The sequence below is a fragment of the Bisbaumannia pacifica genome (assembly GCF_007989625.1).
Lineage (GTDB): Bacteria > Pseudomonadota > Gammaproteobacteria > Pseudomonadales > Halomonadaceae > Bisbaumannia > Bisbaumannia pacifica.
On record NZ_BJUK01000030.1, the window covers coordinates 14,144 to 30,053 of the forward strand.

Annotated in this window: 15 protein-coding genes and 1 pseudogene; 14 read left to right on the top strand and 2 right to left on the bottom strand. The window is 65.4% G+C overall.

What is annotated here, in order from left to right:
• Positions 1-137: 137 nt before the first annotated feature.
• From HPA02_RS12580 to pcaG, 7 genes are all read left to right on the top strand, one after another.
• Entirely contained in the window at positions 138-971 is an 834-nt protein-coding gene (locus tag HPA02_RS12580) for a CoA transferase subunit A (RefSeq protein ID WP_146803555.1), read from the top strand.
• A complete protein-coding gene (locus HPA02_RS12585; RefSeq protein ID WP_146803556.1) occupies positions 968-1,741 on the top strand; it encodes a CoA-transferase subunit beta in 774 nt (257 codons plus the stop codon). Before HPA02_RS12580 ends, HPA02_RS12585 begins: the two co-directional genes overlap by 4 nt.
• Before the next feature lie 18 nt (positions 1,742-1,759).
• Positions 1,760-2,962, top strand: coding sequence for a 3-oxoadipyl-CoA thiolase (gene pcaF, locus HPA02_RS12590; RefSeq protein WP_146803557.1), 1,203 nt, complete (start codon positions 1,760-1,762; stop codon positions 2,960-2,962).
• Between the two features lie 77 nt (positions 2,963-3,039).
• A complete protein-coding gene (locus tag HPA02_RS12595; protein WP_146803558.1) occupies positions 3,040-4,218 on the top strand; it encodes an alpha/beta fold hydrolase in 1,179 nt (392 codons plus the stop codon).
• A gap of 93 nt (positions 4,219-4,311) precedes the next feature.
• The gene (gene pcaQ / locus HPA02_RS12600; RefSeq protein WP_146803559.1) at positions 4,312-5,253 is read left to right on the top strand and encodes a pca operon transcription factor PcaQ; all 942 of its coding nucleotides are present in this window, start codon (positions 4,312-4,314) and stop codon (positions 5,251-5,253) included.
• A gap of 86 nt (positions 5,254-5,339) precedes the next feature.
• Positions 5,340-6,068 (top strand): protocatechuate 3,4-dioxygenase subunit beta, encoded by a 729-nt coding sequence (gene pcaH, locus HPA02_RS12605; protein WP_146803560.1) that lies wholly within the window; start codon positions 5,340-5,342, stop codon positions 6,066-6,068.
• A 26-nt stretch (positions 6,069-6,094) separates the two neighbouring features.
• Positions 6,095-6,727 carry a protocatechuate 3,4-dioxygenase subunit alpha gene (gene pcaG, locus HPA02_RS12610; RefSeq protein WP_146803561.1) on the top strand — a complete coding sequence of 211 codons (633 nt, stop codon included), beginning with the start codon at positions 6,095-6,097 and terminating at the stop codon, positions 6,725-6,727.
• An 88-nt stretch (positions 6,728-6,815) separates the two neighbouring features.
• Here the strand turns inward: pcaG and HPA02_RS12615 are convergent, their stop codons facing one another.
• Positions 6,816-8,525, bottom strand: a complete 1,710-nt coding sequence (locus HPA02_RS12615) for a sigma-54-dependent Fis family transcriptional regulator (RefSeq protein ID WP_146803562.1) — start codon at positions 8,523-8,525, stop codon at positions 6,816-6,818.
• 287 nt (positions 8,526-8,812) lie between these two features.
• On the opposite strand from HPA02_RS12615, the gene HPA02_RS12620 reads away from it, so the two are divergent.
• The 7 genes and pseudogenes from HPA02_RS12620 to HPA02_RS12650 all read left to right on the top strand — a co-directional run.
• Positions 8,813-9,232: a c-type cytochrome gene (locus HPA02_RS12620; protein ID WP_146803563.1), complete on the top strand. Its 420-nt coding sequence runs from the start codon at positions 8,813-8,815 to the stop codon at positions 9,230-9,232.
• Positions 9,233-9,236: 4 nt separating this feature from the next.
• Positions 9,237-9,779 carry a hypothetical protein gene (locus HPA02_RS12625; RefSeq protein WP_146803564.1) on the top strand — a complete coding sequence of 181 codons (543 nt, stop codon included), beginning with the start codon at positions 9,237-9,239 and terminating at the stop codon, positions 9,777-9,779.
• A 32-nt stretch (positions 9,780-9,811) separates the two neighbouring features.
• On the top strand, positions 9,812-11,362 hold the full coding sequence (locus HPA02_RS12630; protein WP_146803565.1) for an FAD-binding oxidoreductase: 1,551 nt from the start codon (positions 9,812-9,814) through the stop codon (positions 11,360-11,362).
• A 23-nt stretch (positions 11,363-11,385) separates the two neighbouring features.
• The gene (locus HPA02_RS12635) at positions 11,386-12,852 is read left to right on the top strand and encodes an aldehyde dehydrogenase family protein (protein ID WP_146803566.1); all 1,467 of its coding nucleotides are present in this window, start codon (positions 11,386-11,388) and stop codon (positions 12,850-12,852) included.
• Positions 12,853-12,940: 88 nt separating this feature from the next.
• A complete protein-coding gene (locus HPA02_RS12640) occupies positions 12,941-13,840 on the top strand; it encodes a SphA family protein (protein WP_146803567.1) in 900 nt (299 codons plus the stop codon).
• A gap of 53 nt (positions 13,841-13,893) precedes the next feature.
• Entirely contained in the window at positions 13,894-14,982 is a 1,089-nt protein-coding gene (locus HPA02_RS12645) for an NAD(P)-dependent alcohol dehydrogenase (RefSeq protein WP_146803568.1), read from the top strand.
• Positions 14,983-15,114: 132 nt separating this feature from the next.
• Positions 15,115-15,231, top strand: a pseudogene (locus HPA02_RS12650) (protocatechuate 3,4-dioxygenase subunit alpha); the annotation flags it as partial.
• A 96-nt stretch (positions 15,232-15,327) separates the two neighbouring features.
• Here the strand turns inward: HPA02_RS12650 and HPA02_RS12655 are convergent.
• Positions 15,328-15,786 (bottom strand): MarR family winged helix-turn-helix transcriptional regulator, encoded by a 459-nt coding sequence (locus HPA02_RS12655; protein WP_146803569.1) that lies wholly within the window; start codon positions 15,784-15,786, stop codon positions 15,328-15,330.
• Positions 15,787-15,910 lie beyond the last annotated feature (124 nt).

Consider the following 15,910-nt stretch of genomic DNA (forward strand, 5'->3'; position numbering starts at 1 on the left):
GGGGAGGCATGGCCTCCCCTTTCTGTGTCGGGACGCCGGGGTTTGACGGCGATGGCGTTCGGGAGTAATTTTGTTCGTATAAAGAATTGATGTTCGTTATTCGAACTTATCGAGAGCCACCGCCAGGAGGAGATCCCATGGCCGAGTTCCTGAGCCTGCATGACGCGGTCGCGCGCTACGTCGAAGATGGCGCCACCGTGGCCATGGAGGGCTTTACCCACCTGATTCCCTTCGCCGCGGGTCACGAGGTGATTCGCCAGGGCAAGCGCGACCTGACCCTGATCCGCATGACCCCGGACCTGGTCTATGACCAGTTGATCGGCGCCGGCTGCGCCAAGAAGGTGATCTTCTCCTGGGGCGGCAACCCCGGCGTGGGCTCCCTGCACCGCCTGCGCGACGCCGTGGAGAAGGGCTGGCCGCGCAAGGTCGAGATCCTCGAGCACAGCCATGCCGCCATGGCCTGCGCCTTCGAGGCCGGCGCGGCGGGCCTGCCGCTGGCCGTGCTGCGTGGTTATGTGGGCAGCGAGCTGCCCAGCGTCAATGACCAGATCAAGTTCATCGACTGCCCCTTCACCGGCGAGCGCCTGGCGGCGGTGCCCTCGGTGCGCCCGGACGTCTCCATCGTCCACGCCCAGAAGGCCGACCGCGCCGGCAACGTCCTGGTGGAAGGCATCGTCGGGGTGCAGAAGGAGGCGGTGCTGGCGGCCAAGCAGAGCATCGTCACCGTCGAGGAGATCGTCGATGACCTGCGCGCCGAGCCGGGCTACCACCCCAATGCCTGCATCATCCCCGGTTGGGCGATCAGCGCCATCGCCGTGGCCGAGAAGGGCTCGCTACCCTCCTATGCCCACGGCTACTACCCGCGCAACAACGCCTTCTACAAGGAGTGGGACGCCATCGCCCGGGATCGCGACGCCTTCACGGCCTGGATCGAAGAGAACGTTATGAATGCAGGGGGGAACGCCCGATGAGCCTCGATTACACCTCCGCGGAGATGATGACCGTCACCGCCGCCCGCGCCCTGGAAAACGGCACCACCTGCTTCGTCGGCATCGGCCTGCCCAGTGAGGCCGCCAACCTGGCGCGCCTGACCCATGCCCCGGATGTGGTGCTGATCTACGAATCCGGCACCCTGCAGACCAAGCCCGACGTGCTGCCGCTCTCCATCGGCGACGGCGAGCTGGCCGAGACGGCGTTGACCACCGTCGCGGTGCCGGAGATGTTCCGCTACTGGCTGCAGGGCGGCAAGATCGACGTGGGCTTCCTGGGTACCGCCCAGATCGACCGCTACTGCAACCTCAACACCACCCTGATCGGCGACTACCGGGAGCCCAAGGTTCGCCTGCCGGGGGGCGGCGGGGCGCCGGAGATCGCCACCAACGCCGGCGAGGTGTTTATCACCCTGAAGCACTCCAAGCGCGCCTTCGTCGACGAGGTCGACTTCGTCACCACCCTGGGCTTTGGCCGCGACGGCAAGGGTCGCGACGGTGTGCCCAATATCGGCAAGGGCCCGACCCGGGTGATCACCGACCTGTGCGTGATGAAGCCCGACCCGGAGACCAAGGAGCTGGTGGTGGTCTCCCTGCATCCGGGCGTCACCGCCGAGCAGGTCCAGGAGGCCACCGGCTGGGAGCTGCGCTTCGCCGAGACCCTGGAAAGCACCCCGGAGCCCAGCGAGACTGAACTCGAGATCCTGCGCGATCTCAAGGCCCGCACCGCCCGAGCCCATAGCGGCCAGTAAGCCGAGCAGGAGAGCCATATGACCGACGTTTATCTCTGCCATCCGCGGCGCAGCGCCATCGGCCGCTTCGGCGGCACCCTCTCCAGCGTGCGCCCCGACGACCTGGCCGCCAGCATCTTCAAGGCGGTGCTGGCCGAGGCCCCGAGCCTCGATCCGGCGGCCATCGAGGATGTCTTTATGGGCTGTGCCAACCAGGCCGGCGAGGACAACCGCAGCGTGGCGCGCATGTCCGCGTTGCTGGCCGGCCTGCCGACCTCGGTACCGGGCACGACGCTGAACCGCCTCTGTGGTTCCGGCATGGACGCGGTGGGCACCGCCTTCCGCGCCATCAAGGCCGGCGAGATGGAGTTGGCCCTGGCCGGCGGCGTGGAGTCCATGTCCCGGGCCCCCTACGTGATGGGCAAGGCCGATAGCGCCTTCTCCCGGGGCCAGAAGATCGAGGACACCACCATCGGCTGGCGTTTTATCAACCCGCTGATGAAGAAGATGTACGGCGTCGATTCCATGCCGGAGACCGCCGAGAACGTCGCCGAGCGGTTCAAGATCGCCCGCGAGGATCAGGACGCCTTCGCCCTGCGCTCCCAGCAGAAGGCCGCCGCCGCGCAGGCGGCCGGGCGCTTCGCCGAGGAGATCACCGCCATCGAGCTCCCCCGGCGCAAGCAGGAGCCGCTGATCTTCGATCGGGACGAGCACCCGCGGGAAACTACCCTCGACAAGCTCGCCGGCCTGGCGACGCCCTTCCGCGAGGGCGGCAGCGTCACCGCCGGTAACGCCTCCGGGGTCAACGACGGCGCCGCCGCCATGCTGGTGGCCAGTGCCGCGGCGGTGGAGCAGCACGGCCTGACGCCCATGGCCAAGATTCTCGGCATGGCGACCGCCGGCGTCGAGCCGCGGATCATGGGCTATGGCCCGGTGCCCGCGGTCAACAAGCTGCTCGAGCGCACCGGGGTGTCGATGGACGAGATCGACATTATCGAGCTCAACGAGGCCTTCGCCGCCCAGGCGCTGGCCTGCATGCGCGACCTGGGCCTTGCCGACGATGACCCCCGGGTCAATCCCAACGGTGGCGCCATCGCCCTGGGTCACCCGCTGGGCATGTCCGGTGCCCGCCTGCTGCTGACCGCCGCCCATGAGCTGCAGAAGAGCGGTAAGCGCTATGCCCTGTGCACCATGTGCGTGGGGGTGGGGCAGGGCATCGCGACGCTGATCGAGCGAGCCTGAGCGAGACCGACGGTTGAAGGCAGGGCCGGTGATATGACGTCGCCGGCCTTGTCCGTTGTCACACACGGAGAGAGATCATGGCATTTCTGAACATCAAGGGCCGTAGCGTGGCCTATCGCCTGCTGGGTGCGGCGGCTAACCCCCTGGTGGTGCTGGCCCACCCGCTGGGCATGACCCAGGCGGTGTGGGACGACATCCTGCCCATGCTGTTGCCCCGTTACCGGGTGCTGACCTGGGACCTGCCCGGCCACGGCGCCAGCCAGGCCTGGGGCGAGGGCGCCATCGCCCCGGCCGATCTGGCCGCCGAGGCCCTGGCCCTGGCCGATCATGCCGGTGCCGAACGCTTTCACTTCGTCGGCACCTCCATCGGCGGGGTGGTCGGCCAGCAGCTGATCAGTGAGCATGCCGAGCGGCTCGCCTCCGCGACCCTCACCAATACCGGGGCGGTGATCGGCACCGCGGAGCTCTGGAGCACCCGCGCCGCTCGCGTGCGCCAGGAGGGCCTGGCGGCGATGAGCGGCGAGATCGTGCCGCGCTGGTTCGCCCCGGCTTGCTTCGAGGCCGAGCCGGCCCTCAAGTCCGGCTGGATGACCCAGATGGGTCGCGGCGACGACGAGGCCTACGCCAAGCTCTGCGAGATGCTCGGCGGCCACGCCTTTACCGGCAAGCTCTCCGGCAAAGGCGTAAAGGTACAGCTGCTGGGCGGCAGCGAGGACCTGGCGACGCCGCCTTCGACCCTCGAGGCCCTGGCTGGCGAGCTCAATGGCGCGCCGCTAACGATCCTCGAGGGCGTCGGCCATGTGCCCTCCGTGGAGGTGCCGGGAGCGTTCGCCGCGAAGCTGCTGGCGGTACTGGCGGTGGACCTGGGCGAGGTGGGCGAGCATGGCGTGGACTATGCCACCGGCCTGGCGACCCGCAAGCAGGTGCTGGGCGAGGCCCATGTGGCGCGCTCCACCGATAACTCCACCAGCCTGGATGCGCCCTTCCAGCAGATGATCACTCGCCTGGCCTGGGGCGAGCTATGGAGCAACGACGACCTCACCCGCCGCGAGCGCAGCATGATCACCACCGGCATCCTCGCCGCCCTGGGTCGCGAGGAGCTCGAGCTGCACCTCAAGACCGCCAAGCGCATCGGCCTCAGGGAGGCGGAGCTGCGCCAGGTGCTGATGCACGTGGCCATCTATGGCGGGGTGCCGGCGGCCAACCACGCCTTCGCGCTTGCCAAGGAACTCGGCTGGGGCGACGGCGAGGTCTGATTCGTTGCGCTCGCCAGGTATGATGACGCCGGAGGGGCCCGTCAGGGGCTCTCCGGCGTCTGCGTTACCGGCCCCGTGCCCCTGGGAGAGACCATGCTCAACGCCCGTATCAAGCTGCGCCACCTCCAGGCTTTCCTGGAGGTGGCACGCCATCGCAGTTTCGTCCGCGCCGCCGAGCGCCTGGCGATCACCCAGCCGGGGATGTCCAAGACCATCCGCGAGCTCGAGGAGATCCTCGGTGCCGGCCTCTTCGAGCGCACCCCCCAGGGGGTGGCGCTGACCCAGGCGGGGCTGACCCTGCTGCGTCATGCCGGGCCCGCGCTGCGCGCCCTGGAGGAGGGCGTGGGGGCGATCGACGATACGCATCGGGGGACGCGTTGGTTGCGGGTGGGGGCCCTCTCCACGGTGGAGAGCCGGCTGCTGCCCGAGGCGCTGCGTCGCTGGCACGCCGAGGGGGCGCCCCACGGCGAGGTGGGGGTCAACGTGGTCACCGGCCCCAGCGCCTTCCTGCTCTCGCGGCTGCGCCGCGGCGAGCTGGACCTGGTGGTGGGGCGCATGACCGAGGCCCGCGAGATCCACGACCTGGCCTTCGAGCACCTCTACTACGAGCGGCTGCTGCTGGTCGTCCGGAGCAACCACCCGCTGGCCGGGGTGGACCCCCTGCCGGCCGAGGTCCTGGCCGCTTACCCCTGGGTGCTGCCGCCGCCCCAGACCACCCTGCGCCAGCAGGTCGACAGCTTCTGCGTGCGCCATGCCCTGCAGCTCCCCTCGCGGCTGCTCGAGACCCTCTCGTTACCGCTGAGTCGCGGTTATACCCTGGTCAGCGATGCCATCTGGGTGGCGCCGGAAGAGGCGGTGACCGATGCCCTGGCCCGGGGTGAGTTGGACGAACTATCCCTGGCCCTGGAGCGCCAGGGCGGTTCGGTGGGGCTGTGCCGCAATGCCAGTCTGCAACCCTCCCTGGCCCTGGAGGCCTTCTGCGAGACCCTGCGCGAGGTGGCGACGGGGGATGGGGGTATAACCCCCAGGTTATGAGAGGGCCTCGAGACGTTAATTGGCAGTTCCGCGGGGGGGCCCCACACTGCTTCGGGTCATCCCCTCTCCCCTAGAGATGAGCCGATATGCACGACGATAACAAGCGCTACGTGGAGCGCGACCGTAACTGGCATCCCCCGGCCTATGCCCCCGGTTACAAGACCTCAGTGGCCCGTTCCCCCCGTCAGGCGTTGGTCAGCCTGCACCAGTCCAGCGTCTCCGAGCTGACCGGCCCGGACTTTCGCCAGCTGCGCATGGGGCCCTACGACAACGACCTACTGATGAACTTCCGCGATGCCGCGACTCCCGGCCTGCCGGTAGGCGAGCGCATCATCCTGTTCGGCCGGGTGGTCGACCAGTTCGGCAAGCCGGTGCCGCACACCCTGGTGGAGATGTGGCAGGCTAATGCCGGCGGCCGTTACCGTCACAAGAAAGACGCTTACCTGGCGCCGCTGGACCCCAATTTCGGCGGGGTGGGGCGCTGCCTCACCGACGAGGATGGCTGGTATCGCTTCCGCACCATCAAGCCCGGCCCCTATCCCTGGCTGAATGGCATCAACACCTGGCGCCCGGCGCATATCCATGTCTCGGTAATGGGCCCGGCGATCTCCACCCGCCTGATCACCCAGATGTATTTCGAGGGCGACCCGCTGATTCCGATCTGCCCCATCGTCAAGACCATCAACGACCCGGAGGCCGTCGAGACCATGATCGGGCGCCTCGATATGTCGCGCAGCAAGCCCATGGACTGCCTGGCGTATCGCTTCGACCTGGTGGTACGCGGCGAACTGCAGACCTATTTCGAGAACCAGTGACGGGGGCCCAGACGATGCACAAGCACATGCAACAGCCGAATTCCTTATCCTGCAGCGAGTTGATGCTGCGCGAGACCGCCTCCCAGACCGCCGGCCCCTATGTGCATATCGGCCTGGCCCTGCACGTGGCCGGCCTGCCCGCGCGTGACGAGGAGATCTGGAACCGGATGGCCGGCCCCGAGGCCGAGGGCGAGCCCATCGAGGTGGTCGGCACCGTGATCGATGGCAACGGCGACCTGGTACGCGATGCCCTGCTCGAGGCCTGGCAGGCCGACAGCCAGGGCCGGTACCGGACCGAATTCGACCTCGAGCAGCCCTTTAATGGTTTCGGTCGCACCGCCACCACCGCCGAGGGCGGCAGCGAGTGGTCGCTGACCACCATCAAGCCCGGCGCGGTGACCCGTGGCGACGGCAAGGTGATGGCGCCGCATATCAACCTGGCGATCTTCGCCCGGGGCATCAATATCCAGCTGCAGACCCGCCTCTACTTCGAGGACGAGGCCGAGGCCAATGTCGCCTGCCCGGTGCTGAATGCCATCGAGTCGCCGACCCGCCGCCAGACGCTGATCGCCAAGCGCGAGGCGGTCGACGGCAAGGTACGCTACCGCCTCGATATTCGCCTGCAAGGCGAGGGCGAGACGGTGTTCTTCGATTTCTGAGTTTTCTTCTGCACCGCTGTATGCCCCCGCCGCCTGATAAGGGCAGCCGGGGGCGTATCATTTTCGGTGAAAAAGTGGCCCGGGTGCGCTATTTTAGCCCGTGTTTCTTGAGCCGGTAGGCGTAGGCAGCGCGAGTCATGCCCAGGCGGCGAGCGGCGGCGGTGATGTTGCCGGCGCTGTCGGCGTAGGTGGCCTCGATCAGCTCTCGCTCGACTTCCTCCAGCGTCAGGCCGGCCTCCAGCAGGGGACGGATGCGTTGGCGAATCGTGGCCTCGCCAATCACCGCACTGGGTGGGGCAGTCAACATGCCTTGGCCATCCAGTCCTCGTGCTTGCTCTCGCTCTAGGGTCGGGACCCGGTAGTCGCCGAACAGGGCCTTCTCGCTGATCCGCTTGTGGTCGGTGGTGAGGATGACGCCGCGCTCGATGGTGTTCTTGAGCTCACGGATATTGCCGGGCCAGTCATGCTGGACCATGACTGATCGAGCCTGGTCGGAGAAGCCCAGCAGTCGTTTCTGATAGTGGTGCTCGAAACGTGATAGAAAATGTTCGGCGAGTGGGGCGATATCTTCACGCCGCTCCCGCAAGGGAGGCACCGGCAGAGTGAAGGCATTGAGGCGATAGTAAAGGTCTTTGCGGAAATCGCCGGCCTCGACTCGTTGGATCAGGTCAGTGTGGGTCGCGGCGACGATACGCACATCCACATCTTGTAGCGACTGGCCACCGACCCGCTCGATTTGGTGCTCTTGCAGTGCGCGTAACAGCGCCGCCTGAGCCCTCGGCGACAGTTCCGCTAGCTCGTCGAGGAAGAGCGTGCCGCCATGGGCCCGTTCGAAGCGCCCCATGCGAGACTGTACCGCGCCTGTGTAGGCACCTTTTTCCACTCCGAACAGCTCCGATTCGATCAGCTCCGGCGGGATGGCGGCACAGTTGACGGCGATGAAGGGCCCCTCATTGCGGAGGCTCCGGTCGTGTAGGCGTCGTGCCAGGATCTCCTTTCCGGTGCCTGTCTCCCCTAGTAGCAAGACCGGGACATTCGAGGACGCAGCACTATCGAGCATGGCCAGCATGTCGCGGAAGGCGGGAGTGGCACCGACCGGTGCCCAGTCCTCCTGGCCGAGGCTGCGTGCCAGGTCGCCCTCCAGGGTGGCAATCCGTGCCTGGAGCTCGTAGAGCTCGTCGATCAGCGGCGCCTCGCGGAACAGCTCGGCGAAGGCCTCGTGGTCGGGCCACTCCTCGGCCAGTCGACCGACGATGCGGCACACCGGATCTCCGCAGCCGCGACACTCGACCTCTCGGAACTGCACCTCGCGACCCAGAAGATGGCTCGCGTAGGCGCAGGCATAGCCTAGCAGGGTCCAGCAGACCGGCTCGTCCTGTAGCCCTCGAGAGCGCCAGATGTCTACCTCGAAAGAGCCCTTCCAGATGAACTCGCTGTAGAAACGGTCATGCTCTAAGTCCATCTCCAGTTTCACTGGCAACGCCTTAACGTGCCCCTGGAGGGCATGCAGTTGGGGACCAGCAAGATAGCTCTCTTCCAGTTTTTCTTCACCACCCCGTAGCGACTTGCCGAGCTCAGCATCCATCAGTCCGGAATAGTATCCGAGACGCATGAAAAACCCCTTGGCACGCTCCATGCCAAGGGTGGTGACCAGCTCGTTGCGAAAGAACGATGAGGCCTGTAGGGGCATCAGGAGCATACGCTGCTCGCCCAGCCAGATCTGCCCTTCTTCTGGGAGGAAGCGCAGGGCATCCATCAGGTCGCGGGCATTGGGATAGCGTGGGGTGGCGTCGGACATTTCGGTATCGTGGCTTAGCAACTAGGCCTAGCAGCATACCACCCACCCTATGTGTGCGGGCCAACGATCATCGGGAAGTGATTGATCATTTACGCAGGGGTGGCGCAAATAGTTAAGCGATATTTGTGAACCTTTGTCCGTCAGGCGGACACTTGGGCACATCACCCGACCTTAACCTATTGCCAGGGAGGCAGTTCCTGATCTTGGCACGGTTATTGAAAGTGATCTTTTGTGGAGGGGCGCCACTAACCCATTGATTCAACTAAAGTCTAAATAGGGTGGTGGCGATGCTCCCTGCTCCTGCCTTTGACGAACTGACAGGTGATGTTGATATGAAAACCACAATAACGGTGTCGTCTCGACACACTTTGGCCACCAAGCTTCGTATTTTCGCCACGCTAGCGGCGGCCCTGCTGCCAGTGATGGCAAGCGCCTCTGATGGCGAGCTTCGTCCGGCTGAAGAGGTATATCGACAGGTATGTAGCCATTGTCATGCTCCTCAGTATGGTGTAGGCCCCAAGATAACCAGCCCGTTGCCTGAAGCAGCCTGGGATGCCTGGGGCAACTATGCTCGCATGACGGTGCGTAATGGCCGGGCTGCTATGCCGGCGTTCCGTCAGGCCAAGATCAGCGACGCCGAACTGGATGGCCTAATCCAGGCTCTGGTCAGCGGTGAGCTGGATGACGCACCGGTCAATGAGGAGTGAGGCCATGAACCTGACACGTCGACAACTGCTCAAGAACGGTCTGGTGATGGGAGCCGCCTCTCCTGTCGCTCTGGGGACCACTTGGGCCGACGCCTCGGGGGCGTCCCGGGACGGAGGACACGGCGAGATCCGTCTCTATGGCACCGACCGCTGGGTTACCGAGATGGGGCTGGGGCTTCGCCAGCAAGGCTGGGGCCCGCGCTATGAAGGGCGCCTGGATCCGCTCTCCTTGAATGACCTGCCTCGGGGGACCATGGCGGCCGGCTTCACCGACGATGCCGGCCTGGTGCTGTTGACCAGCCTGCTGGCCGGACGGGGGCGGATCCTGGCACTGGGCCGGCATATGGCGGGTGCTGACCTCCTGGAGAGCCACCGCGGCCCCATTACCCGGACCTTGTCGGCGGAAGAAGGCAGTTGGCAGGCCGCGCTCGGCCGGGAGTATGCCCGTCTGGCGCTGGCCAACGGTACTGGCCGCCATGTCCGCCGGTTATCCCGCCCGGTGGCGGCCGCGGAGGCCGGCGCGCTGAGCTTCCTGATCCGGCTGTGAACCTCAGACCATAACAATCGAGAGACGACTCCATGAGCACGAACCAACGCATTCTTCCCAGAGGCGTGGCCGCGGCGGACTTCGATGCGGCACTGGCACGCTTTCGCGACATTCTTGACGCCGATGGCGTACTGACCGAGAGCGATCAGTTGGCGCCCTATACCAAGATCATGATGGCCGGCGACGATGCGGACTATATTCCTTCCGCGGCTCTGCTGCCGACCACCACCGAGCAGGTGCAGGCGATCGTGCGTATCTGCAACCAGTACAAGATTCCCATCTGGACCGTGTCCACCGGCAAGAACCTGGGCTATGGCAGCGCCGCACCCGGCGAGACCGGACAGGTGATGCTCGACATGCACCGCATGAACCGCATCCTCGAGGTGGATCCCGAGGTCTGCACGGCACTGCTCGAGCCCGGAGTGACCTACCAGCAGCTCTACGATTACATCAAGGAGAACGATCTCAAGTTGTGGCTGGACCCACCGGCTCCCTCGGCCATCGCCGGCCCGGTGGGCAACACCCTGGACCGGGGCGTGGGCTATACCCCCTATGGTGAGCACTTCATGTTCCAGTGCGGCATGGAAGTGGTGCTGGCCAACGGCGAGGTGGTGCGCACCGGCATGGGCGGCATCGAGAACTCCAGCTCCTGGCAGGTCTTCAAGTGGGGCTATGGTCCCTACATTGACGGCCTCTTCACCCAGTCCAATTTTGGCATCGTCACCAAGATGGGGCTGTGGCTGATGCCTGAACCGCCGGCCTATCGCCCCTTCCTGATCCAGTACCAGGACCCGGAAGACATCGAGGAGATCGTCGATGTGCTGCGTCCGCTGCGTATCGCCCAGATCATCCCCAATGCGGTGGTAATTGTGCACACCCTGTGGGACGCGGGAACCCATGTAACACGAAAAGAGTACTACGACGGGACTGATTCCATTCCCCGTGAGGCCATCGAGCGTATCAAGGCCGATCAAGGCGTTGGTGAATGGAATGTCTACGCGGCGCTCTACGGCACACCGGAACAGATAGAAGTTAATTGGAATATCGTCGAACAGGCCTTCGGGGCCAGCGGCAAAGCCAGGATCATGTATGGCGAGGAAGCCGAAGCTCGCGGCGGTGGTTTCTCCTACCGTTCGGCTTTGATGAAAGGCGACATGAACTTACAGGAGTTTGGCCTCTACAACTGGCGTGGGGGCGGTGGTTCCATGTGGTTTGCTCCGGTATCCCAGGCCAAGGGAAGCGAGACCCGCGACCAGACCGAGCTGGCTCAGCAGGTCCTTGGCAAGTACGGCTTCGACTATGTGGCCGAGTACATCGTTGGTTGGCGAGACATGCATCATGTCATCGACCTGCTCTACAACCGCCAGGACCCGGAAGAGACCCAGCGTGCCCATGACTGCTTCGCCGAGCTGATCGATGAGTTCGCCAAGCGGGGGTATGGCCTCTATCGCACTAACACCGAGTTCATGGAGCAGGTCGCCGGGACCTTCGGCGAGCCGCTGCGTGAGGTGCATCAGACCCTGAAGCGCGCCTTGGATCCTAATGGCATCTTGTCCCCCGGCAAGTCCGGCATTCGCCTCTGAAGCCCTGATAAGGAGACCTGTTCATGAGTGTCCCGTATAGCGACTTCCACCTGCAACTGATCGCTGGCGAGTGGCGCGAGGGCCGCGGCGGCCGCGAGCTTATGGTGACCAACCCCTTCAACCAGGATCCTCTGCTGCGCCTGCGTCTGGCGAGTCGAGAAGACCTGGATGCGGCCTATCTCGCCGCCGAGCGAGCCCAGCTTGACTGGGCAGCGACCCCGCCCAGCCAGCGTGCCGCCCTGATGCACCGGGTGGTCGAGCTCTTCGATCGGCGCAAGGACGAGATCATCGACTGGCTGATCCGCGAATCCGGGAGCACTCGGCTCAAGGCCAGCATCGAGTGGGGCGCCGCCCGGGGCATCACTCAGGAAGCCGCCAGCATGCCTGCCCGGGTGCACGGCATGACCCTACCGTCCAATGTGCCGGGCAAGGAGAACCGAGTGTACCGCAAGCCGTTGGGCGTGGTGGGAGTGGTCAGTCCATGGAACTTCCCGTTGCACCTCTCCCAGCGCTCTGTGGCGCCGGCCCTGGCATTGGGCAATGCCGTGGTCGTCAAGCCGGCCAGCGACACGCCGGTCACCGGCGGGCTGCTGCTCGCCAAACTCTTCGAGGAAGCCGGCCTGCCCCAGGGCGTCCTGAGCGTGGTTGCCGGCGCCGGCTGTGAGATCGGCGATGCCTTCGTCGAACACCGAGTGCCGCGGATGATTTCCTTTACCGGTTCAACCCCTGTGGGGCGGCGCATCGGTAGCCTCTGCAGCGGTGGGGAGCACATCAAGAAGGTCGCTCTGGAGCTGGGCGGCAACAGTCCCTTCGTGGTGCTGGACGATGCCGATCTCGACCAGGCCGTGAACGCCGCGGTGGTGGGCAAGTTCCTGCACCAGGGGCAGATCTGCATGGCGGTCAACCGCATCATCGTCGACGAGCGTTGCTACGACGGCTTCGTCGAGCGCTTCGTGGCCCGGGTGAAGGAACTCCGCGTCGGCGATCCGGACGATAGCGCCACCGTGGTGGGGCCGGTGATCAATGCCAAGCAGCGCGAGGGGCTGGAAGCGAAGATCGCCACCGCCCGGCAGGAAGGCGCTACGGTGCTGCTGGAGGGGACCATCGAGGGTCAACTGGTCACTCCCCATGTGTTCGGCGACGTGACGCCAGATATGGAGATCAGCCGCGAGGAGATCTTCGGTCCACTGGTGGGCATCCAGAAGGCCCGTGACGAGGCTCATGCCCTGGAGCTGGCCAATGCCAGCGAATATGGGCTCTCCAGCGCGGTGTTCAGCGCCGACCTGACCCGCGGAGCCCACTTTGCCCAAGGCATCAAGGCCGGCATGACGCACGTCAACGACATGCCGGTCAACGACGAGGCTCATGTGGCCTTCGGTGGTGAGAAAAACTCGGGGCTGGGACGTTTCAATGGCGATTGGGCCATTGAGGAGTTCACTACCGATCAGTGGATCAGCGTGCAGCACACACCGCGCGGCTATCCGTTCTGATCCCAAGTCGCCCCCCATCACATCCCGCACCAGATGCCTCGCCGTCCGCTCACCGCGGGTGGCGGGGCCAGAGGAGAGATAACAACCAATGCCGTATCAGAAACTCGCCTTGCTCACTGCCCTGGGAATCGCCACCGTCGCCACGCCGGCGTTCGCCGTCAACGGCCACTACCCGCCGGGGATCGAGGGCCTCGGCGCCGCCGCCGCCCCGCCGCCCGGCCTCTACTACCGGGGCTACCTGCTCCATTACGATATCGACGAGTTCAACGATGCCTCGGGCGATGCCCTTCCCGGCAACAACAGCGGCACCGTGACCGCCCTGGCCCACCGGCTGATCTGGATGACCGGCCAGACCTTCCTCGGCGCCGACTACGGTGTGGAGACCATCATTCCCATGCTCGACACCGAGCTGGACGTCGGCCCCGGCAGCTTCTCGGACGACGGTGTGGGCGACATCTTCGTCGGCCCGGTGATCCTCGGCTGGCATGGCCAGCAGTGGGATGTGACCTTCGCCACGGGGCACTGGTTCGATACCGGCGACTTCGATGCCACCAACCCGGCCTCGATCGGCAAGGGCTACGAGACCACTATGCTGACCTTGGGCGGCATGTGGCACTTCGATGCCGCCCGGACCTGGAACGTCTCGGCGCTCTCCCGCTACGAGATCAAGACCGAACAGGGCGAGACCGAGATCACCCCAGGCGACAGCTGGCTGGTGGAGTGGGGCCTCGGCCATCGCCTGGCCAATGGCCTGGAGCTGGGCCTGGTGGGCTACGATGCCTGGCAGCTCGAGGCCGATGACGGGGCCGCGACCGACGACAAGGCCGAGCGCCATGCCATCGGCGCCGAGGTGGGTTACTTCTGGCCCGCGGCCGGCGTCATCCTCAAGGGCGCCTATTATCACGAGTACGACGCCAGTGGCGGGGGAATGAGAGGGATCGAAAGCGAGGGCGACGCCCTGCGTCTGCAGTTCACCAAGTTTCTGTGATACTGGGTCCCGGAGGAGCCGGGTCCGCCGGAAAAGAGCAAGGAGACATGACCATGCAGATTCACGCTGCCGTGACGCCCGCCCAGGGCGAGGCCTTCTCGTTCGAAACTGTCGACCTGGCCGAGCCCGGCGGAGGCGAGATCCGGGTCCGGCTCGTCGCCACCGGGGTCTGTCATACCGACGCCGTGGCCTGGGAGCTGGGCATCGCCCCCTTTCCCATTGTACTGGGGCACGAGGGCGCCGGAGTGGTCGAGGCCGTGGGGGCGGGCGTGTCGACCCTGGCGGTGGGCGATCATGTGGTGTTGTCCTTCGCCCACTGCGGTCACTGTGACCGCTGCCTGACCGGACATCCCACCGTCTGCGCCGACTTCAACGAGCTGAACTTCGGCGGGCGCATGGACGATGGCGGCCACCGCCTGTCCCGGGACGGTGAGGCGCTGGCGACCTTCTTCGGGCAGTCGTCCTTCGCGAGCCATGCGGTGGTCAAGGCAGGCAATGCGGTGAAGGTGGATCCGGAGGTGGACCTGGCGTTGCTTGGTCCTCTGGGCTGCGGTATCCAGACCGGGGCCGGTACCGTACTCAACCGCTTGAAGCCCGGCGTCGAGACCAGTCTCGTGGTTTACGGCGGCGGGGCGGTGGGCCTTTCCGCTGTTATGGCCGCGCGGTTGGTCGGATGTCGACAGATCATCGCCGTGGATGTGCTGGAGGAGCGTCTCGCCCTGGCTCGGGAGCTGGGGGCCACCCATGTGCTCAACGGCAAGAGCGAGGACGTGGTCGAACGCGTCCGCGAGATCACTGCCGGCGGCAGCGACTATGCCGTGGAGACCACCGGGGTCCCGGCGGTGGTCCGCCAGTCGCTCCAGGCCCTGCGCCCACTGGGCGTGTCGGCGATCGTCGGCGTGACCCCCCAGGTCACCCTGGATGTGCACCAGGACCTGATGGCCGAGGGCAAGTCGATGATCGGGGTCATCGAGGGGGATGCCGTGCCGCGGGTCTTCATCCCGCAGCTGGTGGCTCACTACAAGGCCGGGCGCTTCCCCTTCGACCGACTGGTGACCTTCTACGAGTTCGCCGATATCCATCGGGCCTTCGAGGACTCGAAGCGTGGTACCGCCGTCAAGCCGGTGCTGCGGATGCCCTGACTCCATCGACGAGCGTGACGTACGAGGGAGGGAGACCAGGGGGCTCTGTGGGGCTGTGCGCAGTGTCAGCCAGCAAGCCTCGGCCCTGAATGCCTTCCGCGAGTCACGCCTAGAGGTGTGCCGAGACGATACGCACCGGTGCGTAGTCAGACGCTGATCGCCAAGCGCGAGGAAGTCGACGGCAAGGTACGCTACCGCCTCGATATTCGCCTGCAGGGCGAGGGCGAGACGGTGTTCTTCGATTTCTGATACATCGCTTCGACGACATTTCGGCCCCGCTTCGGTGGGGCCTTTCCTCGTCCGTGAGGTGGGGCCTCCAGGGCGGGGATGACTGAGGCTGGTGCCTCAGCCATCCCTGCGGGCCCGAATGATCCGGTCGAGGAGATCCAGCAGCCACTCTTTCTCGCCGTCCTTCATAAAGGTGGTGAAGGCCTCTTCCCCGGCCACCACCTTGCGGTTGAGGCGCTCGGTGAAGGCCTTTCCCTGTTCCGTCAGATAGAGAGCGTAGGAGCGGCGGTCGTTCTTCGACTTGCGCCTCTCCACCACCTCCATGCCCTCCAGCTTGTCGATGGCCGCCACCATGGCCGAACGATCCACGTCCAGGGCCACCGAGACCGCCGTCTGGGTCAAGCCGGGGTTGTGATAGATGATCGCTAAGATGCTGAACAGCCCCGGGGTGATGCCCTCCTGGGCACAGGCCTCGAAGAAGACGTCGAAATAGACCATCTGGGCGCGCCTCAGCTTGTAGCCGAGCCGCGACTGCAGCATCGAATAATCGATGCCGTTACTGTCATCACCGTGCATAGGCTTGCCTACCCCCTAGACCAATGTTTAACACGCATAATGTTTATAAGATAAACAGTTTGTGAAAGTATTGAGGTGCATGCTATCAAGGCGTCGGCGCCCGGGGTAGGGCGGATCGAGCCTT